Annotated in this window: 17 protein-coding genes and 3 tRNA genes; 14 read left to right on the top strand and 6 right to left on the bottom strand. The window is 57.4% G+C overall.

Annotated elements, in window-relative coordinates; genetic code table 11:
* The first annotated feature begins 44 nt into the window (after positions 1 to 44).
* From accD to BM70_RS0113210, 12 genes are all read left to right on the top strand, one after another.
* The gene (gene accD, locus BM70_RS0113265) at positions 45 to 965 is read left to right on the top strand and encodes an acetyl-CoA carboxylase, carboxyltransferase subunit beta (RefSeq protein ID WP_025856447.1); all 921 of its coding nucleotides are present in this window, start codon (positions 45 to 47) and stop codon (positions 963 to 965) included.
* Complete coding sequence (folC, locus tag BM70_RS0113260) at positions 962 to 2,269, top strand: bifunctional tetrahydrofolate synthase/dihydrofolate synthase (protein ID WP_025856446.1); 1,308 nt, start codon at positions 962 to 964, stop codon at positions 2,267 to 2,269. The genes accD and folC overlap by 4 nt, the downstream gene beginning before the upstream one ends.
* On the top strand, positions 2,253 to 2,915 hold the full coding sequence (locus BM70_RS0113255) for an SPOR domain-containing protein (RefSeq protein WP_025856445.1): 663 nt from the start codon (positions 2,253 to 2,255) through the stop codon (positions 2,913 to 2,915). The genes folC and BM70_RS0113255 overlap by 17 nt, the downstream gene beginning before the upstream one ends.
* A gap of 202 nt (positions 2,916 to 3,117) precedes the next feature.
* Positions 3,118 to 3,675, top strand: coding sequence for a CvpA family protein (locus tag BM70_RS0113250; RefSeq protein ID WP_003192538.1), 558 nt, complete (start codon positions 3,118 to 3,120; stop codon positions 3,673 to 3,675).
* Between the two features lie 41 nt (positions 3,676 to 3,716).
* The gene (gene purF / locus BM70_RS0113245; protein WP_015884965.1) at positions 3,717 to 5,222 is read left to right on the top strand and encodes an amidophosphoribosyltransferase; all 1,506 of its coding nucleotides are present in this window, start codon (positions 3,717 to 3,719) and stop codon (positions 5,220 to 5,222) included.
* A gap of 65 nt (positions 5,223 to 5,287) precedes the next feature.
* On the top strand, positions 5,288 to 6,499 hold the full coding sequence (locus tag BM70_RS0113240; RefSeq protein WP_025856444.1) for an O-succinylhomoserine sulfhydrylase: 1,212 nt from the start codon (positions 5,288 to 5,290) through the stop codon (positions 6,497 to 6,499).
* An 11-nt stretch (positions 6,500 to 6,510) separates the two neighbouring features.
* Positions 6,511 to 7,275, top strand: a complete 765-nt coding sequence (locus BM70_RS0113235; protein ID WP_043274239.1) for an SDR family oxidoreductase — start codon at positions 6,511 to 6,513, stop codon at positions 7,273 to 7,275.
* A gap of 107 nt (positions 7,276 to 7,382) precedes the next feature.
* Positions 7,383 to 7,458 (top strand) — tRNA-Val (locus BM70_RS0113230).
* 55 nt (positions 7,459 to 7,513) lie between these two features.
* Positions 7,514 to 7,590: transfer RNA gene (locus BM70_RS0113225), tRNA-Asp, on the top strand.
* 105 nt (positions 7,591 to 7,695) lie between these two features.
* Positions 7,696 to 7,772 (top strand) — tRNA-Asp (locus tag BM70_RS0113220).
* A gap of 233 nt (positions 7,773 to 8,005) precedes the next feature.
* A complete protein-coding gene (locus tag BM70_RS0113215; protein ID WP_025856442.1) occupies positions 8,006 to 9,316 on the top strand; it encodes an integrase arm-type DNA-binding domain-containing protein in 1,311 nt (436 codons plus the stop codon).
* A 197-nt stretch (positions 9,317 to 9,513) separates the two neighbouring features.
* The gene (locus BM70_RS0113210) at positions 9,514 to 10,491 is read left to right on the top strand and encodes an IS5 family transposase (RefSeq protein ID WP_025856441.1); all 978 of its coding nucleotides are present in this window, start codon (positions 9,514 to 9,516) and stop codon (positions 10,489 to 10,491) included.
* Positions 10,492 to 10,711: 220 nt separating this feature from the next.
* Here BM70_RS0113210 and BM70_RS0113205 read toward each other — a convergent pair whose 3' ends face one another.
* From BM70_RS0113205 to BM70_RS0113190, 4 genes are all read right to left on the bottom strand, one after another.
* Positions 10,712 to 11,446, bottom strand: a complete 735-nt coding sequence (locus tag BM70_RS0113205; RefSeq protein WP_025856440.1) for an SDR family NAD(P)-dependent oxidoreductase — start codon at positions 11,444 to 11,446, stop codon at positions 10,712 to 10,714.
* Positions 11,447 to 11,827: 381 nt separating this feature from the next.
* Positions 11,828 to 12,181, bottom strand: a complete 354-nt coding sequence (locus tag BM70_RS0113200; RefSeq protein ID WP_051556755.1) for a putative quinol monooxygenase — start codon at positions 12,179 to 12,181, stop codon at positions 11,828 to 11,830.
* Positions 12,182 to 12,257: 76 nt separating this feature from the next.
* A complete protein-coding gene (locus tag BM70_RS0113195; protein ID WP_025856438.1) occupies positions 12,258 to 12,719 on the bottom strand; it encodes a putative quinol monooxygenase in 462 nt (153 codons plus the stop codon).
* A 106-nt stretch (positions 12,720 to 12,825) separates the two neighbouring features.
* Complete coding sequence (locus BM70_RS0113190; RefSeq protein ID WP_025856437.1) at positions 12,826 to 13,599, bottom strand: SDR family NAD(P)-dependent oxidoreductase; 774 nt, start codon at positions 13,597 to 13,599, stop codon at positions 12,826 to 12,828.
* 145 nt (positions 13,600 to 13,744) lie between these two features.
* Between BM70_RS0113190 and BM70_RS0113185 the strand changes: the two genes are divergently transcribed.
* Complete coding sequence (locus tag BM70_RS0113185; protein WP_025856436.1) at positions 13,745 to 14,626, top strand: LysR family transcriptional regulator; 882 nt, start codon at positions 13,745 to 13,747, stop codon at positions 14,624 to 14,626.
* A 115-nt stretch (positions 14,627 to 14,741) separates the two neighbouring features.
* Positions 14,742 to 15,137, top strand: a complete 396-nt coding sequence (locus BM70_RS0113180) for a lysozyme inhibitor LprI family protein (RefSeq protein ID WP_155952155.1) — start codon at positions 14,742 to 14,744, stop codon at positions 15,135 to 15,137.
* Between the two features lie 136 nt (positions 15,138 to 15,273).
* Here BM70_RS0113180 and BM70_RS32345 read toward each other — a convergent pair whose 3' ends face one another.
* Both BM70_RS32345 and BM70_RS0113175 read right to left on the bottom strand, forming a co-directional pair.
* Entirely contained in the window at positions 15,274 to 15,588 is a 315-nt protein-coding gene (locus BM70_RS32345; RefSeq protein ID WP_081782063.1) for a YciI-like protein, read from the bottom strand.
* A 72-nt stretch (positions 15,589 to 15,660) separates the two neighbouring features.
* On the bottom strand, positions 15,661 to 16,683 hold the full coding sequence (locus BM70_RS0113175) for an aldo/keto reductase (RefSeq protein WP_025856434.1): 1,023 nt from the start codon (positions 16,681 to 16,683) through the stop codon (positions 15,661 to 15,663).
* Positions 16,684 to 16,695 lie beyond the last annotated feature (12 nt).

Genomic DNA, 16,695 nt, shown 5'->3' with positions numbered 1-16,695 from the left:
TACGCGGGGCTGTGTTCAAGCCACCGGTACTGGAGAAAGAAAGCATGAGCAACTGGTTAGTAGACAAACTGATCCCTTCGATCATGCGTTCCGAGGTGAAGAAAAGCTCGGTTCCTGAAGGTCTGTGGCACAAGTGCCCATCCTGCGACGCGGTGCTCTACCGTCCGGAGCTGGAAAAGACCCTGGATGTTTGCCCCAAGTGCAACCACCACATGCGTATCGGCGCCCGCGCCCGCATCGACATCTTCCTCGACGCCGAAGGCCGTAACGAACTGGGCGCCGACCTGGAACCGGTTGACCGTCTCAAGTTCCGTGACGGCAAGAAGTACAAGGACCGCCTGACCGCTGCGCAGAAGCAGACCGGCGAGAAGGACGCGCTGATTTCCGTCAGCGGCAAGCTGCTGGGCATGCCTGTCGTGGTGTCGGCGTTCGAGTTCTCGTTCATGGGCGGTTCCATGGGCGCCATTGTCGGCGAGCGCTTTGTCCGCGCCGCCAACTACGCCCTGGAAAACCGTTGCCCGATGATCTGCTTCGCCGCCTCCGGTGGCGCGCGCATGCAGGAAGCCCTGATCTCCCTGATGCAAATGGCCAAGACCTCCGCGGTACTGGCGCGTCTGCGCGAAGAAGGCATCCCGTTCATTTCCGTGCTGACCGACCCGGTCTACGGCGGCGTATCCGCCAGCCTGGCCATGCTGGGTGATGTGATCGTCGGCGAGCCAAAGGCACTGATCGGCTTTGCCGGCCCTCGTGTGATCGAGCAGACCGTGCGTGAGAAACTGCCGGAAGGCTTCCAGCGCAGCGAGTTCCTGCTGGAGCACGGCGCGATTGACCTGATCATCCCGCGCGGTGAACTACGTCCACGCCTGGGCAACCTGCTGGCACAAATGATGGGCCTGCCGACGCCTGTCTACGTCGCACCTAAAGTCGAGCCGATCGTTGTGCCGCCGGTGCCTGCGAACCTATGACCCAGCGTACCCTGGGCGAGTGGCTCGCCTACCTTGAGCAGTTGCATTCGTCCGCTATCGACATGGGCCTGGAGCGCTCGCAACAGGTAGCGACCCGCCTTGGGTTGGGCCGCCCGGCGCCGCGAGTGATCACGGTGACCGGCACCAACGGCAAAGGCTCTACCTGCGCCTTTGTCGCGGCGCTGCTGCAGGCCCAGGGCCTGAAAGTCGGCGTCTACAATTCCCCGCACCTGCTGCGTTACAACGAGCGCGTACAGCTCAATGGCGTTGAAGCCACGGATGAGCAGCTCTGCGAAGCCTTTGCCGCACTCGATGCCGGCCGGGGCGAGACTTCCCTGACTTACTTCGAGATGGGCACCCTGGCGGCGTTCTGGCTGTTCGAGCGTGCGCAACTGGATGTGGTGGTGCTGGAAGTCGGCCTGGGTGGGCGTCTGGACACGGTCAACGTGGTGGACGCCGATCTGGCGCTGGTCACCAGCATTGGTGTGGATCACGCCGACTACCTGGGCAATACCCGCGAATCCGTAGCTTATGAGAAAGCCGGGATCTTCCGCCGGGGCAAGCCTGCCCTGTGTGGTGACCTGGAACCGCCGCACACCTTGCTGGACAAGGTACGCGAGCTGGGTTGCCCGTTTTTCCTGCGCGGCCGGGAATTCAATCTCGAGATCGGTGAACACCACTGGCAATGGCGTGGGCACGATGCCCGTGGTCAGTCTGTAGAACTGCGCGATCTGCCGCTGCTGAACCTGCCGATGGAAAACGCCGCGCTCGCGCTGCAGGCCTATCTGCTGCTGGATCTGCCGTGGGATGCCGAGCAGATCGCCGCCACCTTGCTGGCGACTCGCGTGGTAGGGCGTCTGGATCGTCGTGAGCTTGACTGGCAGGGCAAGCGCCTGAACCTGTTGCTGGATGTGGGGCACAATCCCCATGCGGCCGAGTACCTGGCGCAACGCTTGTCGCGCATGCCGCCGGTCGGTCGCCGCCTTGCAGTATTTGGCTTGCTGGCCGATAAGGACCTGGATGGCGTGGTTGCGCCCTTGCTGGGCAATGTCCAGGCTTGGGCCGTGGCGCCGCTGGATACGCCGCGCAGCCGTCCGGCCGCCGAGCTGGAAGTGGCCTTGCAGAACCTTGGTGCGCCGGTGACGTCGTATGCAAGCGTGACCGATGCCCTTGAAGCACAGTGCGCCATTGCCACGCCCGAAGATGAGATTCTGTTGTTCGGGTCATTTTATTGTGTTGCCGAGGCGCTTGATTGGTTGGCCCGGCGCTCCACGGAGGAAGCTGCACATGGCATTACTGGATAGCGCATACAAGCAGCGAATGGTCGGAGCCTTGGTTCTGGTGGCATTGGCGGTGATTTTCCTGCCGATGCTGTTTTCTCGCCAGGACGAAGAGCGTCAGGTCGTCGTCGAAGCCCCGGCCGCCCCCCAGGCGCCCGCCGTGCCCCAGGTGCAGGTTGAGCCGGTGGTGGTGCCTGAACCCCAGGCGCTGCCGGAAGAAGAGCCTGTACCGACCGATGATGAAGTGGCTGCGCAGCAGGCACCGTCGATGCCGGTGCAACCCAGCGTGCCAGTGGTCAAGCCAGCACCTGCCGCGCCGGTTGCCGCCGCCAAGCCCGCTGCGCCTGCGCCTGCACCCAAGCCGGTAGCACCGCAACCTGCCGCCCCGGGCAAGCCGGACGTAGGGCAGAGCCGTATCGATCCGAATGGCTTGCCGATCAGTTGGTCGATCCAGGTGGCCAGCCTGGGCAATCGCGAAGGCGCCGACGCCTTGCAGAAGAAGCTGCGTAGCCAGGGCTATAACGCTTACATCCGTAGCGCCGACGGCAAGAACCGGGTGTTTATCGGTCCGCTGATCGAGCGTGCCGAGGCCGATCGCCTGCGGGACCTGCTGGATCGTCAGCAGAACCTTAAAGGATTCGTCACCCGTTTCCAGCCTGAGCGCGGCTGATTTGATCCCTGCTTGAGATGCGGCCGACCTGTAGGAGCCCGGCTTGCCGGCGATGGCGTCGATAAGATCGCTATCGCCGGCAAGCCGGGCTCCTACATTCAGGGGTACAACCCGTTGATTTGCAAAGCAGCCGTAATCACTGCTTACCGATAGCCCGACGCTCTGCTAAAATGCGCCGCCTTATCCGTCCGTAGGCTGAAACGTGCCATTTACCTGGGTTGATTGGGCGATCGTTGCAATCGTCGCCATCTCCGCTTTGATCAGTCTAAGCCGCGGCTTCGTAAAAGAAGCACTGTCGTTGCTGACCTGGATCATCGCAGGAGTCGTAGCCTGGATGTTCGGCGGTTCATTGTCGGTCTACCTGGCCGGATACATCGAGACACCTTCGGCACGCGTCATCGCGGGCTGCGCCATCATGTTCATCGCCACGCTGCTGGTGGGAGCAATGGTCAATTATCTTATTGGCGAGTTGATACGTGTCACCGGCCTCTCCGGGACCGATCGATTTCTCGGCATGGCCTTCGGCGCCGCGCGTGGCGCGTTGCTGGTGGTCGTGGCGGTCGGGCTGTTGAGCCTGGGGCCGGTACAGCAGGATTCGTGGTGGCAGGAGTCGGTACTCGTGCCAAAATTTCTATTGGTTGCAGATTGGTCCAAGAACCTCATTCTGGGGTGGAGCAGTCAGTGGCTGGCCAGCGGAATCAGCGTACCCGCTGATCTTCCGTTCAAGGAACACCTCTTGCCGGCCAAAACGCCTCAGTAAGTTGTGTTCAGTCAAGATTCATTAAGTAGGGGTTGCGTCGCATGTGTGGCATCGTCGGTATCGTCGGTAAGTCGAACGTCAATCAGGCGCTGTATGACGCGCTAACCGTCCTCCAGCACCGCGGCCAGGACGCTGCCGGTATTGTGACCAGCCACGACGGCCGGTTATTCCTGCGCAAGGACAATGGCCTGGTACGTGACGTGTTCCACCAGCGTCACATGCAGCGCCTGGTCGGGCACATGGGCATTGGCCATGTGCGTTACCCGACTGCCGGTAGCTCGACGTCGGCCGAAGCTCAGCCGTTTTACGTCAACTCGCCTTACGGCATCACCCTGGCGCACAACGGTAACCTGACCAACGTTGAGCAGCTGGCCAAGGAGATCTACGAATCTGACCTGCGCCACGTCAACACCAGTTCCGATTCGGAAGTGCTGCTCAACGTGTTCGCCCACGAACTGGCCCAGCGCGGCAAGCTGCAGCCGACCGAAGAAGACGTGTTCGCCGCCGTCACCGACGTGCACAACCGTTGCGTCGGTGGTTACGCCGTGGTGGCCATGGTCACCGGTTATGGCATCGTCGGCTTCCGTGACCCGCACGGCATTCGTCCGATCGTGTTCGGCCAGCGTCACACCGACGAAGGCGTCGAGTACATGATCGCTTCCGAAAGTGTGTCCCTGGATGTGCTGGGCTTCACCCTGATCCGCGACCTCGCGCCAGGCGAAGCGGTGTACATCACTGAAGATGGCAAGCTGCACACCCGCCAGTGCGCCGTAGCGCCGAAACTCACCCCGTGCATCTTCGAACACGTCTACCTGGCGCGTCCGGATTCGATCATCGACGGCGTTTCGGTGTACAAGGCGCGTCTGCGCATGGGTGAGAAGCTGGCCGAGAAGATCCTGCGCGAGCGTCCCGAGCATGATATCGACGTGGTGATCCCGATCCCGGACACCAGCCGTACCGCCGCGCTGGAGCTGGCCAACCACCTGGGCGTCAAGTTCCGCGAAGGCTTCGTGAAGAACCGCTACATTGGCCGGACCTTCATCATGCCGGGCCAGGCTGCGCGCAAGAAGTCGGTACGCCAGAAACTCAACGCCATCGAGCTGGAATTTCGCGGCAAGAACGTGATGCTGGTGGATGACTCCATCGTACGGGGCACCACCTGCAAGCAGATCATCCAGATGGCCCGCGAAGCCGGTGCGAAGAACGTGTACTTCTGTTCCGCAGCGCCTGCCGTGCGTTACCCGAACGTGTACGGCATCGACATGCCGAGCGCCCATGAGCTGATCGCTCACAACCGTTCGACCCAGGACGTTGCCGACCTGATCGGTGCCGATTGGCTGATCTACCAGGACCTGCCGGACCTGATCGAAGCCGTCGGTGGTGGCAAGATCAAGATCGACCAGTTCGACTGCGCCGTGTTCGACGGCAAGTATGTGACCGGTGACGTCGACGAGGCTTACCTGAACAAGATCGAGCAGGCGCGCAATGACTCGTCGAAGATCAAGACCCAGGCAGTCAGTGCGATCATCGATCTGTACAACAACTGAGTGACAACCGGCCCTGAGGGGCCGGTTTTGTATCTTAAATAAAGAATTGAGTAAGGAGTCGCAGCATGAGTCAGGAATGGGATGCCGGTCGGTTGGACAGCGACCTCGATGGCGTAGCTTTCGATACCCTGGCTGTGCGCGCCGGCCAGCACCGTACCCCGGAAGGTGAACACGGTGACCCGATGTTCTTCACCTCCAGCTATGTGTTCCGTACTGCGGCCGACGCCGCTGCGCGGTTTGCTGGCGAAGTGCCGGGCAACGTTTATTCGCGTTATACCAACCCGACGGTGCGCGCGTTCGAAGAGCGTCTCGCGGCGCTGGAAGGTGCCGAGCAAGCGGTGGCAACGGCCACGGGCATGGCTGCCATCCTGGCCGTGGTGATGAGCCTGTGCAGTGCTGGCGACCACGTGTTGGTGTCGCGCAGTGTGTTCGGCTCGACCATTAGCCTGTTCGAGAAGTACTTCAAGCGTTTCGGCATCGAAGTGGACTACGTGCCCCTGGCGGACCTGTCCGGCTGGGATGCAGCGATCAAGGCCAATACCAGGTTGCTGTTCGTCGAGTCGCCGTCCAACCCATTGGCTGAACTGGTGGATATCGCTGCGTTGTCCGAAGTGGCTCATGCCAAGGGCGCCATGCTGGTGGTCGACAACTGCTTCTGCACCCCGGCGCTGCAACAGCCGTTGAAGCTGGGCGCGGACATTGTCGTGCACTCGGCCACCAAGTTCATCGATGGCCAGGGTCGTTGCATGGGCGGTGTGGTCGCAGGTCGCAGCGAGCAGATGAAGGAAGTTGTCGGTTTCCTGCGCACGGCCGGCCCGACCTTGAGCCCGTTCAACGCCTGGATCTTCCTCAAAGGCCTGGAAACCCTCAACCTGCGCATGAAAGCCCATTGCGCCAACGCCCAGGCGCTGGCCGAGTGGCTGGAGCAGCAGGACGGTATCGAGAAGGTGCATTACGCCGGCCTCAAGAGCCACCCGCAACACGCGTTGGCCCAGCGCCAGCAGCGTGGCTTCGGCGCTGTGGTGAGCTTCGAAGTGAAGGGCGGCAAAGAGGGCGCCTGGCGCTTTATCGATGCGACGCGCCTGATCTCCATCACGGCCAACCTGGGTGACAGCAAGACCACCATTACCCACCCGAGCACTACTTCCCACGGTCGCCTGGCGCCGCAGGAGCGCGAAGCGGCAGGTATTCGTGACAGCCTGATCCGCATTGCGGTAGGCCTGGAAGATGTCGCTGACTTGCAGGCTGACCTGGCTCGCGGGCTGGCGGCGTTGTGATCGAGTGGTCCATGGAAGCTGCGGCCGCCAGTAACGGGCGTGTCGCGCTGGTCACTGGCGCGGCACGGGGCATTGGCCTCGGGATTGCTGCGTGGCTGATCAGCGAAGGCTGGCAGGTAGTGTTGACCGACCTCGACCGCGAGCGCGGTTCCAAGGTGTCCAAGGTGCTGGGCGAGAACGCCTGGTTTATCAGCATGGACGTGGCCGACGAGAAGCAAGTCGCCCAGGGTGTCGCCGAGGTACTGGGGCAGTTTGGGCGGCTGGACGCTTTGGTCTGCAATGCTGCAGTGGCCGACCCGCGCAACATCACCTTGGAAAGCCTGGACCTGGCTTACTGGAATCGAGTGCTCGCGGTGAACCTTAGTGGGCCGATGTTACTGGCCAAGCACTGCGCGCCGTATCTGCGTGCCCATGGTGGTGCCATCGTCAACCTGGCGTCGACCCGGGCCCGTCAGTCGGAGCCGGACACCGAGGCCTACGCGGCGAGCAAAGGTGGCCTGTTGGCCCTCACGCATGCCCTGGCGATGAGCCTGGGGCCGGAAGTGCGGGTCAATGCGGTCAGCCCCGGCTGGATCGATGCGCGTGATCCGGCAGCGCGTCGCGCCGAGCCGTTGAGCGACACCGACCACGCCCAGCATCCGGCGGGCAGGGTGGGTACCGTAGAAGACGTGGCAGCGATGGTGGCGTGGTTGCTGTCGCGCCAGGCGGGGTTTGTCACCGGGCAAGAGTTTGTCGTGGACGGTGGCATGAGCAAGAAGATGATTTACAGCGAGTAGGGCGGATAGCCGTCTTGAAGCCATTTTGTCTTTTTCAGAAAAACTTCAAGCAGGCTATTGACTTAGGTCCGCTACCTGCGTAAATTTCGCGGCCTCAACGAAGCAAAGGGTGATTAGCTCAGCTGGGAGAGCATCTGCCTTACAAGCAGAGGGTCGGCGGTTCGATCCCGTCATCACCCACCACTTCTTGAGAGTTTTGCCCCAGGGCAAGACGCAACGTTAAAGGTTGCACCGACGCGCAGCGGTAGTTCAGTCGGTTAGAATACCGGCCTGTCACGCCGGGGGTCGCGGGTTCGAGTCCCGTCCGCTGCGCCATATTTTCCAGGTTCGATGTGTCGGGCTTGAGATTGAACAGCCAAGGCTGATCGATCAGATGTTAAAAGACGGTTGAGGCGTTACGCTCAGCCGGTCAAGCGATACGCAGCGGTAGTTCAGTCGGTTAGAATACCGGCCTGTCACGCCGGGGGTCGCGGGTTCGAGTCCCGTCCGCTGCGCCATATTTGCTTCCACTAAGGCCCACTGAACGCCTGGAAGTCACGGAAATAGCGGCCTTGCGCCGCTTTTTTCGTTTTCTGAATTCCACCGGAATCCATCCCCAGCCACGGTTTTTAAGTACACATTTAAGTACACCGCTGGCACAGCCTTTTACGATTCCTTGCGCATCAATTTTCGTATTGGTCTGTCTACCGCTGAGTTGTATTCCCCTCCTTGATGCAAAAGGAGGTGTCTGATGGCTCTGACAGATACAGCGATCAAACAAGCCAAGCCCGCCAGCAAGCCTTATACGTTAACCGATGGGGATGGCTTGTCTCTGCACGTGCCCTCGACGGGTTCGAAGCGCTGGCATTTCCGTTTCTATTGGCATGACAAACAATTGCGTATTTCCCTCGGCATCTATCCTGACGTGAGCCTCAAGGAGGCTCGTCAGCGGAGAGAGGTTGCACGTGCGCTGGTGGCCAACAATATCGATCCCCGATCACATCGTCGTGCCGAGCGGCAGAAAGCCTCTCACGCTGCCAACAACACGTTTGAAGCGGTTGCTGATCGCTGGCATGAGTTCCGAAGTAAAAAACTGACGAAAAGTAAGAAGGGCAGTGCAGGGCAAGCCAGCAAATACCTGAAGAAGGACATGCTGCCGTGTTTGGGCGATCTTCCGATCGCGGATATTTCTCGTGGTGACGTGCTGGAGCTCATTAGGCGCATTGAGCGCAGAGGGGCGCTGGTCTCTGCTCGAAAGGTACGCACTTGGCTTAACCAGATCTTTCGTTTTGCTATGGCGGAAGGGCTCGTTGATGTGAACCCAGCAGCAGATCTTGATATCGTTGCCGAGATGCCGCGGCCAGTTCGCCATAATCCCTTCCTCCAGGTAGATGAACTTCCAGGACTGCTCAGGACAGTCACCCGCTATGGGTGTGCAGAAGCGACACGCCTTGGTATTCGTCTATTGCTGCTGACGGGCGTGCGTACAGGAGAGCTACGGGCGGCGACGCCAGACCAATTCGACTTCGACAAGGGTATCTGGCTGGTGCCGCCGGAGGGTGTCAAGCAGCTCCGGAGTCGTGTGCGAACACAGGGGAATGGGATTCCACCTTATGTGATTCCGCTTTCTACTCAAGCAATCGCAATTGTGCAGCGACTGATGCAGTTGAGGGCACGCGGTGCACGGTATCTGCTGGTTCACCGATACGAACCGCAGGAAATGATCAGTGAGAATACCCTCAACACCGCAATTAGCCGGATGGGTTACAGAGGGCGGCTCACCGGTCATGGCATCAGGGCCACTATCTCAACAGCGCTCAACGAGGTTGGTTTTGTAGAAGAATGGATTGAGGCGCAGCTCTCCCACGCTGATACCAACCAAGTTCGGGCTGCGTACAATCATGCAGAATACGTCGAGCCGAGACGTAGGATGATGCAATATTGGGCGGATTTATTAGATGCGCTAGAGGGCGGGATTTCGCCGCCTAACCCTGAAGCATACATGGCGCAGAACGCCCGACGCTCAATGGATTTTCTGAACGCGTATAGTATGGGGTGTTAGGAGGCGAGTGTTCGAGTCACCGTCCCGACCATATTCTTCAACGCCAGAGCCCAATCTGAAAAGGTTGGGCTTCTTCATGTATAAAAAATATTCCTGCATGATATTGACCTGCCACGCTGCCCGCTAAGGAAACTCTGAAACAGACTTTCAGATTTGGTGAAATAGTCGCCTGATCCGAACACGACGGTTGAGCCCAGATGAAACAAATGTCCTTCGCCGATGCCGAGTACGCCGGCAAACGTAAGCAGACACGCCGCGAGCGCTTCCTGATCGAGATGGATCAGGTCGTGCCCTGGAAAGGCCTGATTGCCTTGATCGAGCCGCACTATCCGAAAGGCGAAGGTGGTCGCCCGGCGTATCCGTTGATGGCGATGTTGCGGGTTCATCTGATGCAGAACTGGTTCGGCTACAGCGATCCGGCGATGGAAGAAGCGCTTTACGAGACCACTATCCTGCGCCAGTTTTCGGGGCTGCATCTGGATCGAATTCCCGATGAAACCACGATCCTCAACTTCCGGCGCTTGTTGGAGAACCATGAGTTGGCGGGTGGGATTTTACAGGTCATCAATGGCTATCTGGGCGACCGTGGACTGATGCTGTGCCAAGGCACGGTGGTCGATGCGACGATCATTCATGCGCCGAGTTCGACCAAGAATAAAGACGGCAAACGCGACCCCGAAATGCATCAGACGAAGAAGGGGAACATGTATTTCTTCGGGATGAAAGCGCATATCGGCGTCGATGCCGAGTCGGGTTTGGTGCATAGCCTGGTAGGCACGGCGGCCAATGTGGCGGATGTGACGCAGGTCGATCAGTTGCTGCATGGCGAGGAATCGTACGTGTCTGGCGATGCCGGTTACACCGGCGTGGACAAGCGTCCTGAGCATCAAAATCGCCAGATGATCTGGTCGATTGCGGCGCGGCCCGGCAGCTACAAAAAGCACGGGGAAAAGAGTTTGATCGGTCGTCTGCGGCGCACAATCGAATACGCCAAGGCCCAGGTACGCGCCAAGGTTGAACATCCGTTTCGGGTAATCAAGCGTCAGTTCGGCTACACAAAAGTTCGGTTTCGCGGCCTGATGAAAAACACCGCGCAACAGGCCACGCTATTTGCCCTGTCGAACCTGTGGATGATGCGAAAACGGCTGCTGGCTATGGGAGAAGTGCGCCTGTAATGCTGGAAAACGCCTTGGAAAGGTGCCATTTGAAGGTAAGTCGATGAATTAAAAGCGGGAAAGGTCTGATTATCTAACCGGGCGAGCGTTTTTGAACCTCAAGCCAGGAAGACATCAAAAATCGCTGACTACTTCAGACCTTCCCTAGCTGTCCATTCGGCATGAGAATTTCGTACTGCCCCGATGAAGTATTCATGTGCACAACACTACAGTTTGGTACTCACAGTGTGTATCCGCCGTCCGCCAAAATGTCTGCACCTGTGACAAAGGTGCTGTCGTCGGAGATCAGAAACAGAACGACCTTAGCAATTTCCTCAGGTTGGCCGAGTCGTCCGAGAATAGTATCCTTGGCCGCCTGTTCGTTCATTTCGGTGGAATTTGCGGACAAGATTTCGGTATCCACAAAGCCCGGAAGTACGGCGTTAACACGAATACCATACTTTCCAAGTTCTGCGGCAGCTGTCTTGGTAAGGCCACGCACCGCCCATTTGGTACTGTTGTAGGCGATGCATCCTTGGATTCCCCGAATGCCACAGATTGACGATGTATTGACGATCGAGCCGCCGCCACCCTTTTTCATCTCTGCGGCGGCATATTTCATACCGAGAAATGCCCCCTTCTGGTTAATCGCAACCTGACGGTCGAAGATCTCTTCCGAGGTCTCCTCCAGCGAGCCGGGCCGATAGATACCAGCATTGTTAACGAGACCATCCACTTGACCAAAGTTTGCCAGCGTCTCGCTGATTACTTTCTCCCAATCGGCTGCCAATGAAACATCGTGTTTTACGAAAATGGCGTTTTCGCCGAACGGCTGCGCTGCTGCAATGCCGTTGACTTCGTCAATGTCGGTGAAAACCACATTGGCCCCTGACTGACCGAGCAACTCCGCCTCGGCTCGGCCAATGCCGTTGGCTGCGCCTGTCACGATAATAGTTTTACCTTTAAGCGTTCTCATGGCAATTGAATTCCTGTATGAATGAGTTGTAATCGGCTAGTACTGTTTTTGAAGCCTGAGATAATACTGTTCGATACGCCTTAGCTCCTGATGGATAGAGTCTTGCTTGCATCGGACTGGTGTTGGATAACAGGACATATCTGGATGCTTCTGGTTTCCTGGGTGAGTCATTGGGCGACGCTTTGATATCCAGGCATTTAATTGAGGTGCATATGTCTAATAATTGACTCGCAGCATCACTTTCTTGAGTTGAGTTCGGTCTAATAGTCAGCTGATAGGGTGGTTAGTGGTATTTGTCAAAGCATTCTATTTGCTGCGGTATCGAAGTTTGTTCAACTCTGAGTCGGCGTCTGTGTCGTTGGTAGCGGTAGCTGAAACGTGTTAGTACTTGCGAGCAACTTTTGAAACCATCGAGCAACGGCGCAGATCCATTTCGCCTTCGAGCACGTCGGGAAGTGCGGCGACGAATGCTTTCATGTAGGGCAACTCGAAATGCGCTGCGAGATCAGAGGGAGCCTTCCAATTCTCATAGAGAACCCAAACGTCGGCATCGTCGTTAGAGCGGTGCAAGTCGTAATTGATGTTGCCGGGCTCAGCGCGAGCGGGCTCGACAAGAGTAGCGAGGCGGCGCCCCAACTCGTCGCCCAAACCGGGTTTGGCGCGGATAAAGGCAATGAGGGTCAGTTGCGTGTCGTTCACCGGAGTCGGCGTTACGGCAGAAGTTTGTGTAGTCATGTTGTTTCTCTCAACCTTTGGGGTTTTAGGTTACAAGCGCTCTTGTGCTGCGACACCCGCAGCCAGGCAGCTTGGCTCAACGGCACTCTGCGACCGATGCGGGCTCTGTCTTCGCCGGTGCTTTGCGGGCCTCAGGCTGGAGGTCCTGTACAAAGCGCAGGCCGCCTTCGGACAGCGGACGGGCTAGATTGCGGTCGAACATCGAAAACAAGGCGACGGTGTATGGGCGGGCGAAGTGGCTGTTCACCGCCGCATCGTTGCGCCAGACCTCGTAGAGAACGTAGTTCCGCTCGGTGCCGAGGATCTTGTGGACGTTAAAGGTGATGTTCCCCGGTTCCAGTCGCGAGCAGGTTACCGAACGGCGAAATACCTTCTCGAATTCGGCTTCGGCGCCGGGCTTCACTTCGAAATTGACGACGAGCGCAACTTCACCGTTCGGGCTCGGCTGAAGTACGATTTCCGCCATCGCTGCTTGCGACGAGATAAAGGCGGTCGCGGCAATCAGTGCACCGAGTGAATATTTCTTGAGACTGTTCATGATGTTTCTCCAACAGACGGATTGAATAGACAGGGAGAGCCCATCGCAGTGGACGACGTTCCGCTGCGATGGGAATTCCGATACCTCGGGTTAATGTTCGGGGCGGTCAGGCGATCGAATAACCGCCGTCGATGAGTAGGCCGTGGCCGGAGACGAACGAAGCATCATCCGAGGCGAGGAAGGCGACCACGGTCGCGATCTCTTCGGATGATCCGGCCCGGCCGGGAACGGTCGAGGCGGCGAAGGCGTCCTTCGCTTCGGTGCTCGGCCAGATACGGTCTTGGAACGGTGTGTCAATGATGCCGGGATTGACCGCGTTAACACGCACGCCTTGCTTGAACAGTTCGATTGACGCTGTCTTGGTCAGGCCGAGGACTGCATGCTTGCTGGCGATGTAGAGACCCGCATTTGCGAAACCAATGACGCCACCCATCGATGCGTTGTTGATGATCGTGCCGCCGCCTTGTTCCAACATTGCCTTCGCTTCGTGCTTCATCGACCAGAAGATCCCGCGCACGTTCGCATTGAAGATCGTGTCGTAGGTCTCGTTAGTCTGCTCGATGAAGGGCGAGAACGCGCCCTCGGTGCCGGCATTATTGAAGGCGATGTCGATGCGGCCGTAGGTCGAGATCGTCTTTGCAACCAGATCGATCACATCCTGTTCGACGTTGATGTCAGCGACTACAGCGGTGGCTTCGTAACCAGCCCCTTTAATGTCAGCTACGAGAGCTTCAAGTTCGGATTGACGGCGTGCGCTTGCAACGACTTTGGCGCCGCGACGGGCGAGTTCGAACGCCGTGGCACGGCCGATACCGGAACTTGCGCCGGTCACCAGGGCGACTTTGCCAGTGAGTGTTTGGGGGGCTTCGAGAGTGCTCATAAATTTTTCTCTTGATTCAGCGAATGGGGAGACGAATGAAAGAGGAGGATTCCCCCCTATTCCATTTCCTGTCAGTGATTCTGCGGCGCATGATTGATATGATAAAGTAGAGAATATTGCTTACGATGATGAATGAGGCTCACTAATGGAGAATGCTGAACTTGCCGAGCTTGCCGTATTTGCATCGGTTGCAAGACACCTGAGCTTCCGGCACGCAGCCACCGAACGAGGGACATCTTCCTCGGCAACAAGCCATTCGATACGCAGCCTTGAAGCGAGGGTAGGCGTACGCCTTTTTCATCGTACAACCCGCAGTGTTTCACTGACGGAAGCTGGAGAGATGTTGTACGCCCGGCTGGAACCGGCGCTTTCAGACATGCGAGCAGCAGTGGATGAATTGAACTGGTTTCGCGCTACGCCTTTTGGCACTGTCAGGATCAATGTTCCGAACTCAATCGCCCCCTATTTGTTCACTGAAGCAATGAGCCTGTTGGCTACTAATCCAGGACTGAAGTTGGAGATCGTTGCTACCGATACCCTTGTCGATATTGTGGAGGAGGGTTTCGACGCCGGGATCCGATTCGGTGAGGTGCTTTCCCAAGACATGGTCGCGGTTCGGCTTAAATCGAAGTTCCGGTTTATTGTCGTCGGATCTCCCAACTATTTTGAAAGGAATGAGCCTCCAGGAACGCCTCACGATCTCCAGCGCCACACTTGCATTCGATATGCATTCCCCAGCGGAAAACTTCTGGGATGGGAATTCGTTAAGGATGGAGAGACTGTGAAGGTCGACGTGACAGGGCCATTAACAGTCGATAGCCAAGAGCTTATGGTGGTCGCTGCATCAAGAGGTGTGGGTCTGGCGTATGTATGGGAAGACCGAGCAGCGCCGTATCTCCACGATGGCCGGCTCCAGCAATGTCTCGCCGACTGGTGTAATGTTGACGAAAGCCTGTTTCTTTATTTTCCAAGTCGTAGGCATCAGTCAGCAGGGCTTAGGGCACTGATTGAGGCGATGAAAGAGTAGGTTATCATTTACGATCGTAAAATGGTTATCAGGAAAAGCCTTATTCTATCTCTTTACTATTTTCGCCGAAGCGACGTAAAGTTAGCTCGACCCAACATATGATAGGATTCTTCTGGTGCGCTCTCTCTTATTTTTACTTATGTCGTTCAATTTCGTCGGCTACACTTATGGTGCTGATAAATGCGATTCGGTAATCACCCAGACTCAGATGAATGAATGTTCTGCGCTCTCGTATCGTGAAGCTGATACCCAGCTGAACACAATTTATAAGAGCATTATGGGGGATCTAAAAGTAGAGACGGAAATGGCTAAACATCTCAAGGCAGCACAGAAAATATGGATTATTTTCCGCGATGCAGAATGTAAATTTGTTGCAGATAGAAGTGCAGGTGGAAGTATACAGCCGATGGTCATCAGTGCTTGTCTTGATAGGCTGACCCGAGCGAGAACCGAACAGCTCAAAAGTTATACTCGGTGCAAAGAGGGCGATGTCAGTTGCCCGCTCCCGTGAATGTTGCCCTAAGCGATGTGGAAGCGTCTGACCAGGTGAAGGATTCGGTTTTCGGTTTAATCTGATCTTAGGTATAAGTGGCTGGCTGCGGCCAGCCACTGCCTGGGAGTTCATCCTAGCGATGAGGACATAGAATTTATGAAGGAGTTGAAGGTCGCACCGGAGAAGATGCATCCAAACCAACAGTAGTATGCCATTTCCTCACATGCCATTTTTTGACCAGCCCGTTTTGAACATAAGGATCATTCAGGGCAAATTGCTCTGCGGCTTCTGTTCCGTTGGCCGAAAACAAGATGATCGCACCGTCAATTGGATCAGTTAGCGCCCCTGCAAGGATCAGTTCTCCTCGTTCAACCGCTTCCCATGCCTTCGACAAGTGTGCGTTTCGAACCGTGTCGCGCTTCTCCAGATACGAATCACTGAACTCGAGAAATAAAATATAGTGCTTCATCGGGACTCCTATTCGTTAATGGATCTGTTGCCACGCGACTCTCTAGGGAAATTCCCCTGACTAACGAGCAAATCAACGTTGGAGATATTGTTTCTGCTGATACTCCATCATCCACCCCGGGTACTCGGGAGCCAAAGCGCTCGCACCTTCCAGGATGGCGAGCTCTTCCTGCGAAAGCTGAATGTCGATAGCCGCCAGGTTATCGTTGAGTTGATCGGTGTTCTTCGCGCCTATGACGACGGAAGTCACGAAGGGCTTACTCAAGACCCAGGCCAAGCCGATACGGGCGACGGATACCTCATGACTTGCGGCAATTCCGCGCATCACATCAATAATGTCGAACGTTCGCTCGCGGTCGATTGGAGGGAAGTCGAATGATGCTCGACGACCACCTTCGGGAGCTGTGCCATCGCGGTGGAACTTGCCCGACAGAATGCCCCCCGCCAGCGGGCTCCATACCATTAATCCCAGTGGATTTGCCTTGATGTAGGGCACGACGTCACGGTCCAGGCCGCGGCCAGCCAGGGAGTAGTAAGCTTGCAGACTGGCCAAGCGGTTCCAGCCATTCGTGTGTACCAGGCCTTGCGCTTGCGCGATGGCCCAGGCTGGCCAGTTGGACACGCCCACATAGCGTACGTAGCCGCGGCTGACCATGTCGTCCAGCGTGCGTAGCGTCTCTTCCAGGGGCGTTGCAGGATCGTAACCGTGGAGCTGAAACAAGTCGATGTAGTCGGTATCGAGCCTCTTTAGGCTGGCTTGGACGCTGTTCAAAAGATGTCCGCGTGAGGCGCCTCGATTGTTGGGTCCTGGACCCGTCGGCACATAGGCTTTGGTGGCCAGGACGATATCGCTGCGGCTCTTGCCACTATTGCGAATGGCTTGGCCGGTAATCTGCTCGGAAAGACCCTCCGAATAGCAGTCTGCCGTGTCGATGAAGTTCACGCCTGCTTCAAGTGCCTTCGAGACGATGGCGTCGGCGTCAGCCTGGCCGAGTTGGCCGATGGCGGCCCAGAATCCGGAGCCACCGAAGGTCATGGTGCCCAGGCATATCTTGGAGACGTACAGGCCGGTCTGGCCGAGTGCTTGATATTTCATGACGTGTTCCTT

The organism is Pseudomonas sp. CHM02 (genome assembly GCF_000612585.1).
In the GTDB taxonomy this organism is placed as follows: Bacteria; Pseudomonadota; Gammaproteobacteria; order Pseudomonadales; family Pseudomonadaceae; genus Aquipseudomonas.
Note: the sequence above shows the minus strand (reverse complement) of the source record. Positions and strands in the feature narration are given on the sequence as shown.